The 17,675-nt window shown below is 50.0% G+C and carries 13 protein-coding genes and 1 riboswitch; of the genes, 7 read left to right on the top strand and 6 right to left on the bottom strand.

Translation table 11 applies throughout. The annotated features are described in order from the left end of the window. Window positions 1-186: 186 nt before the first annotated feature. Window positions 187-1,167, bottom strand: a complete 981-nt coding sequence (locus tag ABWH99_RS01350) for a hypothetical protein (RefSeq protein WP_375584519.1) — start codon at window positions 1,165-1,167, stop codon at window positions 187-189. 2 nt (window positions 1,168-1,169) lie between these two features. Further along, window positions 1,170-2,564, bottom strand: a complete 1,395-nt coding sequence (locus tag ABWH99_RS01345; protein WP_375584518.1) for a VWA domain-containing protein — start codon at window positions 2,562-2,564, stop codon at window positions 1,170-1,172. Between the two features lie 415 nt (window positions 2,565-2,979). Here ABWH99_RS01345 and ABWH99_RS01340 point away from each other — a divergent pair, with 415 nt between their 5' ends. Further along, window positions 2,980-3,486, top strand: a complete 507-nt coding sequence (locus tag ABWH99_RS01340; protein WP_375584517.1) for a hypothetical protein — start codon at window positions 2,980-2,982, stop codon at window positions 3,484-3,486. 73 nt (window positions 3,487-3,559) lie between these two features. Here ABWH99_RS01340 and ABWH99_RS01335 read toward each other — a convergent pair whose 3' ends face one another. The 3 genes from ABWH99_RS01335 to ABWH99_RS01325 all read right to left on the bottom strand — a co-directional run bounded on the left by ABWH99_RS01335 (window position 3,560) and on the right by ABWH99_RS01325 (window position 6,353). After that, entirely contained in the window at window positions 3,560-3,922 is a 363-nt protein-coding gene (locus ABWH99_RS01335) for a DUF3127 domain-containing protein (RefSeq protein ID WP_375584516.1), read from the bottom strand. Between the two features lie 178 nt (window positions 3,923-4,100). Then, the gene (locus ABWH99_RS01330) at window positions 4,101-5,801 is read right to left on the bottom strand and encodes a GMC oxidoreductase (RefSeq protein WP_375584515.1); all 1,701 of its coding nucleotides are present in this window, start codon (window positions 5,799-5,801) and stop codon (window positions 4,101-4,103) included. A 12-nt stretch (window positions 5,802-5,813) separates the two neighbouring features. Next, window positions 5,814-6,353, bottom strand: coding sequence for a gluconate 2-dehydrogenase subunit 3 family protein (locus ABWH99_RS01325; protein ID WP_375584514.1), 540 nt, complete (start codon window positions 6,351-6,353; stop codon window positions 5,814-5,816). Between the two features lie 146 nt (window positions 6,354-6,499). On the opposite strand from ABWH99_RS01325, the gene ABWH99_RS01320 reads away from it, so the two are divergent. From ABWH99_RS01320 to ABWH99_RS01300, 5 genes are all read left to right on the top strand, one after another. Further along, complete coding sequence (locus tag ABWH99_RS01320) at window positions 6,500-8,752, top strand: TonB-dependent receptor domain-containing protein (RefSeq protein WP_375584513.1); 2,253 nt, start codon at window positions 6,500-6,502, stop codon at window positions 8,750-8,752. Window positions 8,753-8,759: 7 nt separating this feature from the next. Continuing rightward, on the top strand, window positions 8,760-9,368 hold the full coding sequence (locus ABWH99_RS01315; protein WP_375584512.1) for a nitroreductase: 609 nt from the start codon (window positions 8,760-8,762) through the stop codon (window positions 9,366-9,368). Window positions 9,369-9,415: 47 nt separating this feature from the next. Continuing rightward, window positions 9,416-9,976, top strand: coding sequence for a gliding motility lipoprotein GldD (gldD, locus tag ABWH99_RS01310; RefSeq protein WP_375586521.1), 561 nt, complete (start codon window positions 9,416-9,418; stop codon window positions 9,974-9,976). 133 nt (window positions 9,977-10,109) lie between these two features. Next, entirely contained in the window at window positions 10,110-11,177 is a 1,068-nt protein-coding gene (locus tag ABWH99_RS01305; protein ID WP_375584511.1) for a fatty acid desaturase family protein, read from the top strand. Between the two features lie 51 nt (window positions 11,178-11,228). After that, window positions 11,229-11,325, top strand: a riboswitch (TPP riboswitch). Between the two features lie 82 nt (window positions 11,326-11,407). Beyond that, window positions 11,408-13,813 carry a TonB-dependent receptor gene (locus tag ABWH99_RS01300; RefSeq protein ID WP_375584510.1) on the top strand — a complete coding sequence of 802 codons (2,406 nt, stop codon included), beginning with the start codon at window positions 11,408-11,410 and terminating at the stop codon, window positions 13,811-13,813. Window positions 13,814-13,872: 59 nt separating this feature from the next. Here ABWH99_RS01300 and ABWH99_RS01295 read toward each other — a convergent pair whose 3' ends face one another. Next, on the bottom strand, window positions 13,873-14,991 hold the full coding sequence (locus tag ABWH99_RS01295) for an NAD(P)/FAD-dependent oxidoreductase (protein ID WP_375584509.1): 1,119 nt from the start codon (window positions 14,989-14,991) through the stop codon (window positions 13,873-13,875). Between the two features lie 137 nt (window positions 14,992-15,128). Between ABWH99_RS01295 and ABWH99_RS01290 the strand changes: the two genes are divergently transcribed. Then, window positions 15,129-17,648 carry a zinc-dependent metalloprotease gene (locus ABWH99_RS01290; RefSeq protein ID WP_375584508.1) on the top strand — a complete coding sequence of 840 codons (2,520 nt, stop codon included), beginning with the start codon at window positions 15,129-15,131 and terminating at the stop codon, window positions 17,646-17,648. Window positions 17,649-17,675 lie beyond the last annotated feature (27 nt).

The raw sequence follows: 17,675 nt of genomic DNA, 5'->3' as shown, positions 1-17,675 counted from the left end.
CCGGCTTGCTTGCATTTCAATTTCCGATTCATTACTCCTGAATTTTTTACCGCCTTGCCAGCGTAAAAACCCAATGTCGGTATTTTTTATTATTCCAGAACGATTTTTGCCCCGGAAATTCGAACTATTCAGGATGCCCTGGGGCGGCATCCATTTTATTTCTACTTCACTAACCGGGGGCAAATACTAGCTGAGCAGATTAAACCGAATGAGCAAATGACCCTCCCTTCGCCACCGTATCCAGCCCCTGCCTACTTCCTGAAGATCCTGGTTTAGCAAGATTACCTGAGCCCAATCTGCCTGTATTTTCACCGGCCTTAAAAACGCGTAAGTGGTTTGGACGTCGCTTGAGGTCGGTAAGGCTCGCGTTTTTACTTTTTCTCCCGTATCCGGCAGCAATTCCACCGAATTTACCCGGAGCAAAAATTCCGGCCAGTACATCACCTTTCCCGCCTGTTTGCTCAGGTACGCGGTTTGCCCGGTTTGTGCATTTACAATCACTTCCACGAATTCTTCGGTAACACTCTTGATTTTAAAATAAAGGATATCGTAGTCCATTTTCAGGATTTCCGGAACCAGCCAGGGTGGGGCTGTCGCAATTTCAAACTGGTTGTATTCATTTTTAATGAAGGTCACGCTATCCTGGGGGGCATGCTCTAGAATGGATTTTTCCAAATTCGGGCGGTTGTAGAAATAAAGAGTGGGCTTGTCAAAGATATTGGGGCTAAAAAACCCCATGCCAGGATCGGTATTTTGGAAATGGCTGGCCGACATATTGCTTACCAACGAGATCAGCATGCCCTGCTGATCGGGCTTTTGGATAGGAACAGTAGGTTTTTCCCGGTAAGGTCCGCTTTCCTCTTCCCGGATTTCTTGTCGTTGCTGGTACCGGTAGTAGGTAATGCCGTACCCCAAAAGCAGGCAGCCCAACAGCACCCAGTTTCCGATCACGATCTTTTTGTGAACCAGGTGGTAGGTGAGAAAAAACGAGACGATAAAGGCCAACCCTGCAAACAAGACTCCCCACCCCAAAACAATCGCTCCGGCGGCCAATCCCTGGTTTTTTCCGGCTTCGATCCATCCCGCAAAAAACACCCCCGTTAAAAAAAACACCAGTAAACAAAGGATGTTAAACAGAAGACTGGCGGGTTTTAGTAGCTTTTTCATGATTAGAACGTTAGGGTTTCGACTAGTTTTTCCGATTGCTTCACCTCGAGGGTAAGGGTCTGGGGTTGCCGATCCTTGTATGCGCCGATCGGAGCGACTTTTACCCTGTATGTACCTGGGTTTAGTAGAAACTCCCTGCCCCGATCGTAGGTGCGTCCACCGGCAACATTTTTGCCAGAGGAGGCTTCCGTGATCGTTACGATGCTATCAATGGACTTGTCTCCCACCCGGGCATCGATAAAGGCGGTTCCTGTTTGAAAGTCGTAGCTGACGGGCGTCGTGCTTCCTGCGTCAATGGCAATGTTTTCCAACTCAGCATAGGTATCCAAGCCGTTCATGGCGAGAGCCTGAACGGTGATCTTGTACAAACCGGGGTTTACCTCCATTTCTTTGGTGGATTCATAGGTTCGAACAGAGGCGACGACCTGTCCGGTTTGATCAATCGCTTTTACCATGGCATCCCAGTAGGTTCCGTTATTGGTGATAGAAACCCCGAATTTACCGCCATCAAAACTGATTTCTTCATGCACCAGGCTGTCTTCCCTACTTTTTATTCCGGAAACGGTGAGGGTTTTCATATCACTGCCTTCGAGCGGCCTCACCTCAAAATTGTACGTGCTCGGCGGCAAATAGAAATAGGCCATATCGCCGTAGGTACGGGCACGTATGGGATCTCGCTTTGCAACGATATCATAGGCTTCTACCAGTGCATCAATGGGTTTCCCGTTCTTTAGCGTAGATACCGAAACGTTATTTTTTGGTTGGTCAACGGTGGAGGCAGTGGCCACATTCAAGACTGCCCCCAGGTCTGCGGCATCCGATGCCGGAAAATACCGCCCTTCACCGGCCTTGGCAGCACATTTCAACGGCTCGGTGTCTTCTTCGACCAGGCCAAACCCGATGATATGTAAACGAAAATCAATCCCTTCGCTTTTGGCTTCCGTTACAAGGCTACAAATGTCGCCGTCACAGGATTCAATCCCGTCGGTTACCAGGATGACGGTGGCCTTGGTTTTTGCTTTCCTTAAACGATCGATTACCAGGGAAGCAGCATAGGCCAACGGAGTCATTCCCAAGGGTTTGATCGAGTGCAATGCGGCGATGAATTCCGGTTTCGTTCCTTCGCTCGCATCTACCAGAAACTCCACATCCCTGCAATCTCCCTTATTTCGGTGTCCGTATGCCACCAGGCCGATTTGCTGGTTTTCGGGAAGGTCATTTACGGCGTTGGTCAATACCTCAGAAGCGATTTCCATTTTGGTTTTTCCCGCAAGCTGGCCCCACATGGAGCCGCTGGCATCGTAAATAAAGATAATCGGAGCCTGGGTACCGCTTTCCTGCGAGTGCCCGGACAGGCAGGGGAAAACGGCCAGGAAAACAAGGATAAGAAATTTCATAAGTGCTGATTTTTAGGGGGTTGAGATTAAATGTAAGAAAAAAAATCGAATTTTTTAGCCGCTTTGCTTCCGTTCAGATAGGTTCCTGCCAGGTTGCCTTTCCACCTGGAGAAGCGCCAGCCCCGGTTATCGCATACCGGTATCGGCCTCCCAGCACCTATTTGAGGCAATGGGGAAAACCCTGTCATGGAACGTGCCGAAGTACTTTCACCTTCCGAATCGACAACCATTTTTATGAATAAAGACCTTTTCCGAAGAGGGCTGGATTTCATTATTGGTCCAAAATGCGGGACTAGGGCAGGTATTCCGGAAGAATCAAGGAATGGTTTTCGGCTATAAAAATTAATGATTGGAAATCAGGACATTTGTAGGGGTCACTACGTATAAACAATAAAGAAGGCAGCGCCCCCTGCAAATGAAATCGCTTCGTTCCTATCTGTTAACCGTAGTTTTCTTAACCCTTATTGGATGTACCGATACGGAGCAGCTCCTACTTCCTGAAACACTTAAAGGTACCTGGGAAGAAGTCTACGACATCAACCATACTGGATTTCCCCTGGTTCAGGTAGAAGCCTTTACCTTCTTTGACAACGGCGCCTACACCCGTTTTATGGGGTACCGGGAACCCGGGCTGGATCGACTATTGGGCTACCGCTTCTTTGTGGAAGGGACCTATCAATTGGAGGGAAGTCGACTCCTACTGCAGGAAACGGATCGCAGGCTCCATGTGGGGCAACTCCTGTACGGAGCGTTAGACAGGTTAAGCCCGGTAAACCTTTACCCAGAGTCCCGGGCGGAACTGTCGATCAACGAAAACAAAACGCTCCTGGAGATGTACCTTCCCTGCAACCCCATTTCTTCTGCCCGCTGCCAACCAAAAAAAGTCTTTCGTAAACGAATGGTGGAATTCTCCGGGATGTAGGCAAAAACCCTCTGAAGCAAGGCCTGCGGCAAAGGAACCTGCCGCCGGCTTCAAGGCTTGTTTTTTGGCAGGATTAAAATGGCAAAATATCGCCTTCACTTTCATCAGAAAAGGTACTGACATCGGGCAGGTCTTGTTTTTGGTTTCCGGCGGCGCCTCCGCTTGTACCGTTGTCTGCATTGTTTACCCGCCAAATCTTGACATCCGTGTACCAACGGCCGTTGTATTCCCGGCTTTCTACTTCGATACTGGCTGTAATTTCCTGTCCTGCCTGGATATTAAATTGATCGATCTTATCTCCCCAAACGGTTAGGCAAACTTTTTTCGGGTATTGGCCGGGGGTTTCCAGGATATAGTCACGTTTTCTCCAGGTGCCGTTTCTTCCGGTACCCGATTGCTCGTCCAGTGCCTGTATGATTTTTCCGGATAGTTCCATGTGTCGTCGGTTGGTTGATGAAAAAACGAAGGTAATTAAAAGGGGGCGGATATAAAACTGTAGGGCCGACGCTGGGTTTATTCCGGCCGAATTTTTTTCATAGGACCCGCTGAAAACGCAAAAAGCCAGCGGTGTATGGGTGTACCGCTGGCGATGCATTTTTTGAGGTCGGTTCCAATCAGCCCATATTCTTCACCGCATGGTCCACCGCCCGGGCGGCAAAGGCCATATAGGTCAGGGAAGGATTTTGTGTGCTGGTGGATGTCATACAGGCACCGTCGGTCACGTAGACGTTCGGGCAGGCATGAATCTGGTTCCATTCGTTCAGCACGGAAGTCTCGGGGTCTTTACCCATACGGGCGCCTCCCATTTCATGGATATCCAGACCAGGTGCCCGCTTATCATCCCGTGTCCGGATATTGGTAAATCCTGCGGCTTCAAACATCTCGGTCATTTGCTCCAGGTAATCCTTGATCATGGCTTCATCGTTGGCATCGTAGTCCAGGGATACCCGCAACTGCGGAATGCCCCAGGCGTCTTTTTTGTCCGGGTCCAGGCTGACCTGGCTCGCTTCCTTGGGAATGGTCTCGCCCATCATGTGCGAACCCACGCGCCAGGGGCCGTATTCTTCACGGGTCATGGCCTGTTCCAGTTCTTCTCCAATGCCGGAGTAATCGTTAACCATGCTTCGACTCGCGCTGAATCCGGCGGCATAGCCCCTTAGAAAATCGGTTTCCTGCTTGTAAACGTTTCGAAAGCGGGGGAAGTATCCGGATGTGGGACGTCTACCTTCGGTGATGTATTCTTTCAGCCCGTCAAATTCCGCGGAAATACCTGCCCGGTAATTATGAAAAGCGACGTACTTACCCAATACCCCGCTGTCATTGCCCAAACCCTGAGGGAAGCGACTTGAGGTGGAGTTCAACAGGATCAGATTGGTATTGAGTGCGCTGGCATTGACAAAAATCAATTTTGCATAGTATTCCGTGGTTTCGTTGGTGTTCGCGTCGATTACCCGTACACCCGTAGCTTTGCCTTTGGCTTCGTCGTAAATGATGGAATGCACCACGGCACGGTGTTGCATGCTCAGGTTTCCCGTTTTTGCCGCCCAGGGGAGGGTGGAGGAGTTGCTGCTAAAATAGCCACCAAAGGGACAGCCTCGCTGGCATAGGGTGCGATTTTGACAAAGCGTTCTGCCTTGTTTGGCATAATATTCGGCATTGCCGGTGATGTGGGCGCAGCGCGCCACAATTATTTCTCGTTCGGGGTAGTTCTTTCGAAGGAAGTCTTTAAAATACAATTCACCTGCCGTTAGTTCGAAAGGAGGTAAAAACTCCCCATCCGGCAGGTTATCGCGTCCATCCTTGTTGCCGGACACACCGATAAACTTTTCCACATGGCTATACCAGGGGGCAAGGTCCTTGTAACGAATGGGCCAGTCTACGGCAAATCCATCTCTGGCCGGTCCCTCAAAATCAAAATCACTCCACCGCTGTACCTGTCTGGCCCAGAGCAGGGATTTGCCGCCCGTTTGGTAGCCTCGGATCCAGTCAAAGGGTTTTTCCTGCACATAGGGGTGCTCTTTGTCCTTGACGAAAAAATGCTGTGCGTCTTCCCGAAAGGCATAACAGCGGCTCACCACCGGATTTTCCTTTTTGATTTCTTCGGGAATGGCCCCGCGGTGTTCAAATTCCCAGGGCATTTTATTGGTGGTCGGGTAATCCTGTACGTGTTTTACCTCTCGCCCTCGTTCAAGCACCAGGGTCTTGAGGCCTTTTTCGCAAAGTTCTTTTGCGGCCCATCCCCCACTCATACCCGAACCGATGACAATCGCATCGTAGCTATTGTCTTGTTTACTCTTTATGTTCAAATTCGCCATGGCCTGCTTTTTTTATGCGTTTTCAATTTTTTTGCTTCCATAGAAGCGAGCCGGAACCAACTCGTACGGTTTTATTTCCGTCATAAAGTACTCGGAGTTCAGGTAGCCCTGAAGGGCAAAGCGTTTGACCGTACGGATAAATGCGGTGGCTGTCTTTTGTTCCTCGCTTTCCCCGTCCAGTGCCAAAGTAGACCGCAGGCAGGCTTCGGCTTCCGTTGGATTCATTTGCGAAAATTTCTTGCCGAATTGACTCTTCGAAAAGGACTCCCATTGCTGCAAGCCGGAGACAAAGGCTTCCTGTTGCCCGGTATCCAGGCAATCGTTGCACATGACAAGGACGAAATCCTGAAGCTGCAAGTCAGGCCCCGATTTCAGAACGTTACCGGGGAATACCGTTGCGATGACTTGGGTCAGCAATTCTTTTTGAGAAGTGCTTATCCTTAGGTTTTGATAGGCTTGCAAGACGGATTCCTGGCCGAAGTCGCAGGCGGGCATGAGTACCGCACCGCCGGTCAGAATAGCCAATTGCTTCATGGCTGATCTTCTATCCATAATCGTTTATCGATTGGTTGTGTTAAGAGGAACAAGTTATTGATTTTTTGATTACCTGCCACAGGTTTTTTTTACCGGTGGTTAAATCCGGTAAAAATCAATTAATTTTGTGCCCTAATCTTATTATTTATCCGTATCCCAAACGCATGTTTCGAAACCTACTGTTACTACTCGTAGTATTCCTTCCGTTTATCACCCTTGCACAGACACGTATTCAGGTACTTGATGCACAGTCCGGAGAAGCCGTTCCCTTCGTTTCATTGAAAGCGAACGGCCTGTCTCCCGTTGTCGCCGATGAAAACGGGCGAGTCAACGTATCGCTGGAGCAAGCAACTGAAATTCGCTTTTCTCATGTGGCCTACGAACCCCAGGAATTGCTTGTGCCGGTATCGGGTACATTGGTCGTTTCCCTACAGCCTGCGGCAAATGCCTTGTCAGAGGTGGTGGTTAGTTCCTTTGATACGGAACGCCCGCTTTTGGAGCAGGCAGCGGGAATCGTCAGGGTGTCCGAGGCGGATTTATTTCGCTTCAACGAGACTTCCGTGGTACATGCATTCAATACAAAGCCGGGCATTCGGGTAGAAGAGCGGGCGCCTGCCAGTTACCGCATCTCAATTCGGGGGAGTTCCTTGCGTGCACCATTTGGTGTGCGGAACGTAAAAGTGTATTGGAACGGAATTCCGTTTACCGCCGCCGATGGAACCACTCCGCTCAACATGCTGGATGTAGCCAATCTGCAAAATACCGAAATCATCAAGGGCCCTGCGGGAAGTATCTATGGCGCAGGAAACGGCGGGGTGATCAGCTTTACCAGCAGTCCCGAAATCACGGAAAACAGGATCAGCACGGATCTTTCCTTCGGGGATTTTGGTATGACTCGGTATCGTTTCGGTCTCAGCCAGCAAATGGAAGAAGGCGGTATCAAGGTTTCCTATGTCCGGCAAAAAGCCGATGGATATCGGGATCACACGGCCATGGACCGGGAGGTAGTGCAGCTTACCGGGCATTTTAAGCCTTCGGAGAAGCAGCTAATCACCACTCAGCTGTTGTACTCCGATCTGTTTTACGAGCTTCCCGGTGCCCTCACCGCGAGTCAGGTGGCCGAAAATCCCCGGCAGGCGAGACCCGGATCCGCCGCACAGAATGCCTCCATTGACCAGCAGTCCATGTACGGAGTGCTTTCGTACGATTACCAATTTCACCCCAAATTCAGCAATAAAACCTCCGTCTATATCAATACCGTAGCGTTCGAAAATCCCTTTAACCTGGACTATAAAAAGGAAACCCAGTTTAGCTACGGCGGGAGGACGAGTTTTACCTACGATGGTACCTGGGGGAGCATTCCGGTACGCCTCATCGGAGGTGGGGAATACCAGTTTTCAACTACAGCTGCGCAAAACTTCGGTAACCGGGGAGGACAGGCGGACACGATTCGGTTCAGCGATCAGCTGCTTACCCGGACGGCATTTCTATTTCAGCAATTGGAAGCCGAATTGTCCGAACGATTTTTGTTGACGCTGGGCTTGAGTGAAAATTTTTCCAGCTTTGACATTGCAAGAAACATTGATGCCATCCGGAGGCTGCCTTCCCAGGCCAGGCGCACCTTTGACCCGGTGATTGTACCCAGAGTAGCTCTGGCTGCCAGGCTGAATGAGCGATCTGCGGTTCATGGGAGCATCAGTTCGGGCTTTTCACCTCCCACCATCGACGAGGTACGGACCAATGAAGGAACCATTAATTTGGACCTGGAGGCAGAAAAAGGGATCAATTACGAGGTTGGCTACCGTTCCAGTTTTCGGCAGGGGCGGGTGAATGTGGATGCGTCGGCCTTTTACTTCAAGCTGGACGAGACCATCACCACCTTTACCAATCCGGATGGAGTCGTTCTTTTCAGAAATGCCGGAGCGACCGATCAAAAGGGCGTTGAAGCCCTGGTGGATTATGCGTTGATCCGAAATCAACTGTCGTTTATTCAGGAATTAAAAATAACGCATACCTATACCGGCCATTTTTTCACCTTTGCTGATTTTCAAAAGGGCGAAAACGATTTTTCCGGAAATGATCTCACCGGTGTGGCGCCACATACCGTCGTAAATCAATTGGACCTGCGAACAAGGCCGGGTTTCTACCTGAACTTCACCCATCAATTTGTGGACGATACCCCACTAAACGATGCCAATACCGTCTATCAGGAGGATTACCACCTATTGAATACCCGGCTTGGCTGGAGAGGTAGTGCAGGAACTACCCTGGATTTGGAAGTGTTTGCCGGAGTAGAAAATCTGGGGAACGCCAGTTACAGCCTGGGCAACGATCTCAACCCGTTTGGCGGCAGGTATTTTCAACCGGCTGCGCCAAGAAACTTTTACGGCGGAATAAAGGTTGGATTAAAATACTAGCAAAAACATGAATAACCGACCCGTATTTAATACAGAAGAAGTCAACAAGATCCTCCGGAACCGCAGGTCGCAGTTTGTGGCCCAGTTTAAAGAAAACGATCCGGTGGAAGATCACATCGTCCTGGAAATGCTCGAAAATGCCAATTGGGCACCCACCCATAAATTGACCGAGCCCTGGAGGTTTGTAGTGTTTTCAGGAAAAGGACTGCAGCGACTGGCCGATTTTCAATCCGCTCTGTACAAGGAGCGAAGCGAGAAAACCGGAAAGTTTATCGAAGCTACCTATACAAAACTGAAAGAAAACCCGCTAAAAGCCTCCCATATCATTGCTATCGGAATGAAACGAGACCTCCGGGCGAACCTGCCAGAAATGGAGGAAATTGCAGCCGTTTCCATGGCGGTGCAAAACATGTACCTGACGGCAAGTGCTCATGGTCTCGCTGCCTATTGGGGCACCGGTGGACCTACCTTTTGGCCAGAAGCCAAGCCCTTTTTTGGTCTGGAAGAAGCCGACATGCTCATGGGTTTTTTCTACGTGGCCAAACCAGCCTCCGATCGCTGGCCGGAAGGCAAGCGGAAACCCATCTCAGAAAAAGTGACCTGGGTAAGGGAATGATGATTCGGGAAAGACAAGGATCGGGGGGGCTTGCTGCATATCCTGCGATGATAGGCATTCTCCTGCTTTTGCTGCTAGGTTCCTGTTCGAAGACCTACGTCCCAAAGCCGATGGGATACAACCGAATCGATCTTCCGGAGCGAGAATTTGAAGCATTGGAGATGGATCTTCCGTATACCTTTCAGCATTCCACGCACCTGCAGGTGGAGCCGGATTCCTTTAACATGGCAGAAAAAAACTGGATCAACCTGCATTATACCTCTCTTGGTGCGCGGGTGCACCTGACCTACAAGCCGATAACCGGCGGTCGGCAAAACCTCAAATCCTATCTGGACGATGCCCTTACGCTGACCTTTAAGCATCAGATCAAGGCTTATGGAATCGACGAGAGCGTCGTCCGGACCCCTACCGGGTATACCGGGCTGGTGGCCGAGCTCAGCGGCGAAGTTCCTACCCAGTTTCAGTTTTTTGTAACGGATTCCACCGCACATTTTTTGCGGGGCGCGCTGTATTTTAAGACAGCCGTTAAGAACGACTCCCTGGCGCCGGTCATTGAGTATATCAAAACGGACATGATGCATTTGATTAATTCTGTCGAGTTTAATTGATAGTTCCGATTACTTGTCGTACCTTACGCTACGGTATGACGACGACTATCCTTAATCGGCTATTTTTCTGAAATACAAAGCCACCCCCTCCCCAGTCACGCATATTACTATTCACCTATTAAATGACTATTGTATGGCTACGCCAAAATTTTCCAAGCCTACCCTAAATTTTCACCAGGAAGTGAAGCGAAGGGTGAGCGACTATTTTCGGGAGGGAAAGCTCACCCGATCGGGCAGCAGGCCCCTTTACGTCAAGGCCGGCATCATGGTGCTCTCCTTTATTTTGATTTATTTTCACTTGGTTTTTTTTACGCCCTATTGGGCGATAGCCCTGATAGAATGCTTGCTATTGGGTGCGTTGACCGCGTTTATCGGATTTAATGTGATGCACGATGGTGCACACGGCAGTTTCAGTGACCGGCCTTGGGTCAACAGGCTGGCAGGTCTTTCCATCAATTTCCTGGGGGCCAATGTGTTTATGTGGAAAACCAAACACAACGTGGTGCATCATTCCTTTACCAACGTGGAGGGAGTGGACGATGACCTGAATGCCCGTCCCTTTCTGCGGCTCTCTCCCAGCCAAAAGAAGTTTAAGATTCATCAATTTCAACACTACTATTTTATTTTCACCTACTCCCTGCTGTACCTGTATTGGGTGTTTTTTACGGATTATAAAAAATACGTAACCAAAAAGGTGGGCATGGTTCCCATTCAGAAGATGAAGCTTTCGGACCATATCAGTTTTTGGGGCTTCAAGGCCATTCATTTGGTATTATTTGTGGCCATTCCCATCTACACGCTAGGCTGGTCTTCCTGGCTGATTGGGTTTATCGTATACAGCTTGTTTGCCGGACTGCTGCTTACCTTGGTGTTTCAGCTGGCCCACAGCCTGGAAGAGACGGCTTTTCCCCTCCCTTCGCCGGAAAACAACAGCATGGAAGACGAATGGATGATTCACCAGATACGCACGACCGCTAATTTTGCAACGGGCTATACCTTACTGACCTGGTTTTTGGGAGGCTTGAATTATCAGGTAGAACACCACCTTTTTCCAAAGATTTCGCACATTCACTATCCTGCTATTAGTAAGATACTCAAGCAGGCCTGCAAGGAATACAACGTTACTTACCTGGAACACCAGAAGTTGCGCTGGGCATTTCGTTCGCATGTCCGTCATTTAAGAGTTTTGGGAAGGGGGTAAGCAAGAGACTTTCCGATTTGGCATTGCCATTTCTACCCATTACATTTGCATCAAGATCATTAGGGGTGCCCCAATATACCGGGCTGAGATCATACCCATATTACCTGATCCGGGTAGTGCCGGCGAAGGGAAATGAGAAATAGCTAATCGTACGTACTGCTATTGGGTAAACAATGAAAAAAGGAATACCCCTTTATTCCTTTGATGTTTAACCGAACAAATGAATTGTTATGATTCGCATGTATCTGACCCTGGCAGTTATGCTTTGGTCCCAATGGGCTTTGTCCCAACACCGCATTCAGGGTATTGTTCAGGACGCTGAAGCCGGAATTCCGCTCCCCGGCGCCACTATCACCCTCGAAGGTACAAAAAGAGGCACGGTCTCCGACCGGGAAGGAAAATTTGAATTAAGGGATCTGGCGTCCGGTGAGTGGAAAGTAGTGGTTTCGTATGTAGGGTACCGTTCCGGAGCCTACCCGGTTCGACTACCTCAGGAATCGCCCCTGCAAATTCGCCTCACTCCTGCCACCTTGACCACCGAAGCCTTCATCGTCAATGGAACCCGGGCGTCAGCGACCACCCCTACCACCTTTCAAGTCATTGACAAATCGGATCTTTCCAAAAACAACCTTGGGCAGGATTTGCCATTACTTTTAAATTACACCCCCTCGATGGTCACGCATTCCGACGCGGGTGCGGGCGTGGGCTATACCGGCCTGCGTATCCGCGGTACCGACCAAACACGGATCAACGTGACAGTAAATGGTATCCCATTGAACGATGCGGAGTCTCACGGTGTCTTTTGGGTAAACATGCCCGATTTTGCTTCCTCTGTGGAAAACATTCAAATTCAACGAGGAGTAGGTACCTCCACCAACGGGGCCGCCACATTTGGCGCCAGCCTCAATATTCAAACGGATACCAAACGAGAGGAAGCGTATGCCGAGACGGATCATTCGGTCGGTTCATTTGCCACACGAAAGCATACCGTGAAGGCAGGTACCGGATTGATTGACGATCGCTGGGCCGTAGATGCCCGGCTGTCCCGAATTAGTTCTGATGGCTATGTCGACCGGGCATTTTCGGATTTGAGGTCTTATTTTGTATCGGGCGGATATTACGGGAAAGACCACGTGGTAAAAGTCAATATCTTTTCCGGTGCAGAACAGACCTATCAGGCCTGGAACGGAGTTCCGGAAAGCTTGCTTGCGTCCAACCGTACCTATAACAGCTATACCTACGAAAACGAAACCGACAACTACCAGCAAGATCATTACCAGTTTATCTATGCGGGAACATGGGGAGCCAACCTAAAGGCCAATGCTGCCCTTCATTACACGCAGGGTCAAGGCTATTACGAACAATTCAGACCGGAGGATAATCTTCTGAGCAATTATGGGATAGAACCGATCGTTATCGGTAGCGAAGTGATCAGCCAAACCGATATTATCCGCAGGAGATGGCTGGACAATGACTTTTTCGGAGCCGTTTTTTCCCTGAATTACGTGTCGCGAAACGGACGCCTCGATGCAATTCTGGGCGGTGGGGCGAACCGCTACGATGGCGATCACTTTGGAGAAATCATCTGGATGGGCGTCAGCGCCGATACGGATATTCGAGACCGCTACTACGACAACGTGGCCGTAAAGGACGATCGAAATGTGTACCTCAAAACTACTTACGAGGTATTGGAGCGCTTATATCTCTTCGGTGACTTCCAATGGAGGAACGTCTACTACCGCTTCGACGGTATTAACAACGACCTCCGGACGATTACGGGGAGCCAAAATTACAACTTCTTTAATCCCAAAATCGGGCTGTCCTTCGAAGCGGGACAGGGAAAAACCTGGTATGCCTCCTACGCTGTAGCTAATCGGGAGCCCGTGCGCAGGGATTTCACCGATTCGCCGCTCACCGAAATCCCACGGCCAGAAACTCTCAACAATATCGAAGCGGGAATCCGCGTGAGCCAAAACCGGTACCAATACAGCGCGAATCTCTACTACATGGGGTATCAAGACCAATTGGTACTTACGGGCCAGCTAAACGATGTGGGCGCCTATATTCGCGAAAATGTCGGTAGCAGCTACCGGGCAGGTATTGAATTGGATGGAGCCTGGCAGCTGGATTCCCGCTGGACGATTGGAGGAAACCTGGCATTCAGTAGAAACAAGATCGATGCCTTTACCGAGTATAACGACATTTATGACGAAAATTGGGAATTTGCAGGGCAGGAAGCGATCGGCTACCAGGATACCGACATCGCCTTCTCGCCAAGTTTTGTGGGGGCTGCCCTGGTGGATTTCCGACCTGTGAAAGACCTGGAAATCAGCTTGCTCAACAAATACGTAGGGCGGCAATACCTGGACAATACCCAACAAGAAAACCGAAGTCTCGATCCCTTTTGGACCACAGACCTGCGCCTGTCCTATAGCTGGTCCCCGGGTTTTGTAAGGGAAATGGTATTTTCCCTTAAGGTAAATAACCTGTTTAACGAGCTATACGAGCCCAATGGCTATACTTTTAGCTATTTTGTCCCCTCGGAAGGAAATACCAATCGGAAATTGGTTACCGAAAACTTCTATTACCCCATGGCCGGTACCAATTACCTGGGCGGCGTATCCATTCGTTTCTAATGTCTTGATAAACGAAAAAAACCGTTCCCAGGCGCAGCTGGCCTGCCGTTGGGAACGGTTTATTGAATGGGTGCTCCGTGGGTTTGCCGGATAAGCAGCCGGGAAACGTAGGCGGAGTTTTTCAGTAGGTTGACCGCGAGGGAAGAAACGAATGGAGCTCCAAAAAGCTGTTGGATTTGTCTTCCAAGCATCAGTCGGCCCTGAAAATACCGGTTCCAATTTTTCTGATAGGCCTCCTGAATTTCCTCCAGACGCTGGTTTTCCCGGAAGGCGTCGGCGACCAGTTTTGCGGTATGAATGGCGATGGCCATGCCGTTGCCACAGAGAGGAGTAATCATTCCCGCTGCGTCCCCCAGCATCAGGATCTGGTTTTCTACCGGTTTTTTGGTGGCAAAGCTGATCTCATTGATCACTTCTGGTCTTTCCCATAAAAAATGAGCCTTTTCAAAAATTTCCCGTATGTGAGGATTTTCGCACAGGTACCGTTCCTCCATGGCACCAATACTGCCGGCGGTTTTTAATTGTTCCCGACTCCCCAGGTAACAAAGGTTGAAGTGACCGTTCTCGACTTTATTAATGCCCAGGTAGCCACCTTTGTAATTGTGCAAGGCTACCGTTCGCTCGTCCATGCCTTCGATCTGCACGTGGTATTTGATGCCGATATACGGGCTTCTTTTTCGGATGAAACTTCGGTTCAGTTTTTTATCGATCTTGGATCGCTTGCCGTAGGCCCCCAGCACAAATGCTGCCGGTAGGGAAGCGCCATCATCGGTTTGAACCAGAAAGTGCCGCTTATCGGGCAGGTGCCGAATGTCGGTAACCTGGGTTTTTTGTAGAAAGCGCACGCCCTGCTCCAGGCATTTTTGGTAAAAATGGTAATCCAGTACGTACCTGCTGATGCCAAACCCTCCCAGGTCAAGCGGGAAGTCTGCATGCATGCCATTGACGGCGCTGAGTCTGAATTGATCAATGTGGGGCGGCTCGTATGCATAAGGAAACAAGTCCTCCCGAATCAGGAAGTCTTTTACTTCGTTGGACACGTATTCTCCGCAAACCCGATGAAAGGGATAGGCTTTTTTTTCAATCACCAATACGTTTTGCCCCTGCCTGGCCAACAAATAGGCGGCTGTCAATCCGGACAAGCCGCCGCCAACAATAATAATTTCATTTTCGAACATGTATGTCTTTTTAAACGACCCAGTCCTGGGATGGTTTGAAAAAGGAAGGTCTTATTTTAATGGTAGAATTCCATTCCGGATTGGGGAAGGATTTAAAAATAATCGATTAATTTCGTCTTTCCACTAAATCCAATGAAATGAAGAATAGCAATTCTCTTCGGAAAGCAGGTCCCTTGCTGCTCTTATTAGTAAGTGTTGTTTTCAACCTGATAGTTGTCACCGATGCAGAAGCACAGCGGAGGAAGCGGACCTATCCCAAAGAGAAGGCCGCGCAAGCCGAAGACAAGGAAGCCCCGAAAAAGGAAGTGTCCAAAGATGGCTTGAAACCTTATCAGGAAGTGATCAAAGAAGGTGCGCAGAGTCGAAAAGGCCTTTTCGATGTGCATTTGGTGGACGAGGACTATTTTTACGAGATTCCGGAGGAAATGCTAGGCCGGGAAATGCTCATGGTCACCACCATTGCAAAAACGGCCTCCGGTATTGGGTACGGTGGAGAGCGCACCAATACCCAAATGCTGCGGTGGGACAAAAAGGACAACAACCTGCTACTTCGGGTAGTTTCCTATTCCAATACCGCTTCCGACTCCCTCCCCATTTACGATGCCGTAAGGAATTCCAATCTGGAGCCAATTTTATACCGCTTTGATATCAAGTCAAAAGGGAAAGACGGAAAAGGATGGGTCATTGAAGTCACGGATCTTTTTTCCAAAGACGTTCCCGCTCTGGGTTTGCAAAAAAGTCGTCGCACGCAATACAAGGTCTCCCGGCTGGACACCGATCGTTCCTACATCGATACCATCCGTTCCTTTCCTATGAACATTGAGGCCCGGTATGTGCTCACATACGCTGCCGCCGCACCTCCTTCCAATGCCAGCACGGGCTTGATCACGGTCGAGATGAATAGTAGCATGGTGCTGTTGCCGGAAGAACCCATGATGCAGCGATTGGCAGACCAACGGGTCGGATGGTTCAGTACGCGGGTGACCGATTATGGTTTGGATGCTCAAAAAGCAGCAAGGCGTACCTATCTGGACCGTTGGCGGCTCGAAGTAAAAGAGGAAGATCTGGAGAAATTCAAAGCAGGGGAATTGGTAGAACCCAAAAAGCAAATTGTCTATTACATCGACCCGGCTACGCCGAAAAAATGGGTACCGTACCTGAAAGCCGGTGTGGAGGATTGGAATGCGGCCTTTGAAGCGGCCGGTTTTAAAAACGCAATCGTGGCAAAAGATGCCCCCAGCCCGGAGGAAGATCCCGAGTGGCATCCAGAGGACGCCCGGTACTCCGTGATCCGCTATTTTGCTTCCGATATTCAAAATGCCTACGGTCCGCACGTCTCGGATCCGCGTTCCGGTGAAATCATCGAATCAGATATCGGCTGGTACCACAATGTGATGAACCTGTTGCGCAATTGGTTTTTTGTCCAAACCGCGGCCATCAATCCCGATGCACGTGGTGTCGCATTCAAAGACGAAGTGATGGGTAGGTTGATCCGTTTTGTGTCGGCCCACGAAGTTGGACACACGCTTGGCCTGCCCCATAATTTTGCTTCTTCCTTTGCCTATCCGGTAGATTCGCTGCGTTCCGCAACGTTTACCCGGGAATTCGGGACTGCTCCTTCCATTATGGATTATGCCCGTTTCAACTACATTGCCCAACCCGAAGACAAGGGGGTTCACCTGTATCCGGAAGTGGGTCCCTACGACAAGTATGCCATCGCCTGGGGCTACCGGCTCATCCCGGAAGCCAAAACCCCGGAAGAGGAACAGGCGATTCTGGACCAATGGATACGCGAAAAACAAGGAGATCCGGTATACCGATACGGCCGGCAGGGCAACCCGTACGATCCAAGTACCCAAAGCGAAGATCTGGGTAACGATGCCATGAAAGCCTCTGCCTATGGTATCGAAAACCTGAAACGAATCGTCCCTAAGCTCATCGAATGGACGGCAGAGGAAGACAAGCCGTTTAAAGATTTCAGCGACCTGGAGGAGCTGTACGGTCAGGTCTTGACCCAATTTGGCCGGTACATGGGCCACGTGCGAACCAATATCGGGGGGATTTATGAGGTTTACAAAGCAACGGGTCAGGAGGAGGAGGCCGTCTATACCCATGTGGACAGGGCCCGGCAAAAAGAAGCCATGGATTTTCTCGCGAAGGAGCTGTTTACCACGCAGGACTGGTGGACCGATGAAGCAATTACCCGCAGGACGCAGGAATTTGGGATAGTAGACCGGATTCGAAGGTTACAGGTAACTACACTCAACGGAATCTTGGAATGGGGTCGCCTTGGTAGGGTGATCGAAAACGAGGCCCTCAACGGAGACGCCGCCTATGGCTTGCTTGAACTGATGGATGACCTGAGTAAGGGCATCTGGTCGGAACTAGCGAAGGGAGCCCCGATCGATGTCAACCGCAGGAGCCTGCAGCGCGCGCATTTGGAGCGATTGGACTATTTGCTTTCGGAAGACGAAAGCGGGCGCGTAGCTTCCTCGCTAAACGCCTCTCAGTCAGATATTCGGCCCGCTGCCCGTGCCAGCTTGAAAACGCTACAACTACAGATCCAGCGAGCCATTCCCAGAACCAACGATCGGATGAGCAAACTCCATTTGGAGGATTGTCTCGAACGCATTAAAAAGGTGCTGGAACCCTCGTAAGAATACGCATGCCGATTTATAAAAAAA

This window comes from Cyclobacterium xiamenense, from assembly GCF_042140265.1.
GTDB classification, from domain to species: Bacteria; Bacteroidota; Bacteroidia; order Cytophagales; family Cyclobacteriaceae; genus Cyclobacterium; species Cyclobacterium xiamenense_A.
Note: the sequence above shows the minus strand (reverse complement) of the source record. Positions and strands in the feature narration are given on the sequence as shown.

Excerpts from the sequence above, each read along its gene's own strand:
- ABWH99_RS01330 (WP_375584515.1), bottom strand. The coding sequence starts at position 5,801 with ATGGCGAATTTGAACATAAAGAGTAAACAAGACAATAGCTACGATGCG.
- ABWH99_RS01305 (WP_375584511.1), top strand. The coding sequence starts at position 10,110 with ATGGCTACGCCAAAATTTTCCAAGCCTACCCTAAATTTTCACCAGGAA.
- ABWH99_RS01340 (WP_375584517.1), top strand. The coding sequence starts at position 2,980 with ATGAAATCGCTTCGTTCCTATCTGTTAACCGTAGTTTTCTTAACCCTT.
- ABWH99_RS01335 (WP_375584516.1), bottom strand. The coding sequence starts at position 3,922 with ATGGAACTATCCGGAAAAATCATACAGGCACTGGACGAGCAATCGGGT.
- ABWH99_RS01295 (WP_375584509.1), bottom strand. The coding sequence starts at position 14,991 with ATGTTCGAAAATGAAATTATTATTGTTGGCGGCGGCTTGTCCGGATTG.
- ABWH99_RS01345 (WP_375584518.1), bottom strand. The coding sequence starts at position 2,564 with ATGAAATTTCTTATCCTTGTTTTCCTGGCCGTTTTCCCCTGCCTGTCC.
- ABWH99_RS01320 (WP_375584513.1), top strand. The coding sequence starts at position 6,500 with ATGTTTCGAAACCTACTGTTACTACTCGTAGTATTCCTTCCGTTTATC.
- ABWH99_RS01290 (WP_375584508.1), top strand. The coding sequence starts at position 15,129 with ATGAAGAATAGCAATTCTCTTCGGAAAGCAGGTCCCTTGCTGCTCTTA.
- gldD (WP_375586521.1), top strand. The coding sequence starts at position 9,416 with ATGATAGGCATTCTCCTGCTTTTGCTGCTAGGTTCCTGTTCGAAGACC.
- ABWH99_RS01300 (WP_375584510.1), top strand. The coding sequence starts at position 11,408 with ATGATTCGCATGTATCTGACCCTGGCAGTTATGCTTTGGTCCCAATGG.
- ABWH99_RS01315 (WP_375584512.1), top strand. The coding sequence starts at position 8,760 with ATGAATAACCGACCCGTATTTAATACAGAAGAAGTCAACAAGATCCTC.
- ABWH99_RS01325 (WP_375584514.1), bottom strand. The coding sequence starts at position 6,353 with ATGGATAGAAGATCAGCCATGAAGCAATTGGCTATTCTGACCGGCGGT.
- ABWH99_RS01350 (WP_375584519.1), bottom strand. The coding sequence starts at position 1,167 with ATGAAAAAGCTACTAAAACCCGCCAGTCTTCTGTTTAACATCCTTTGT.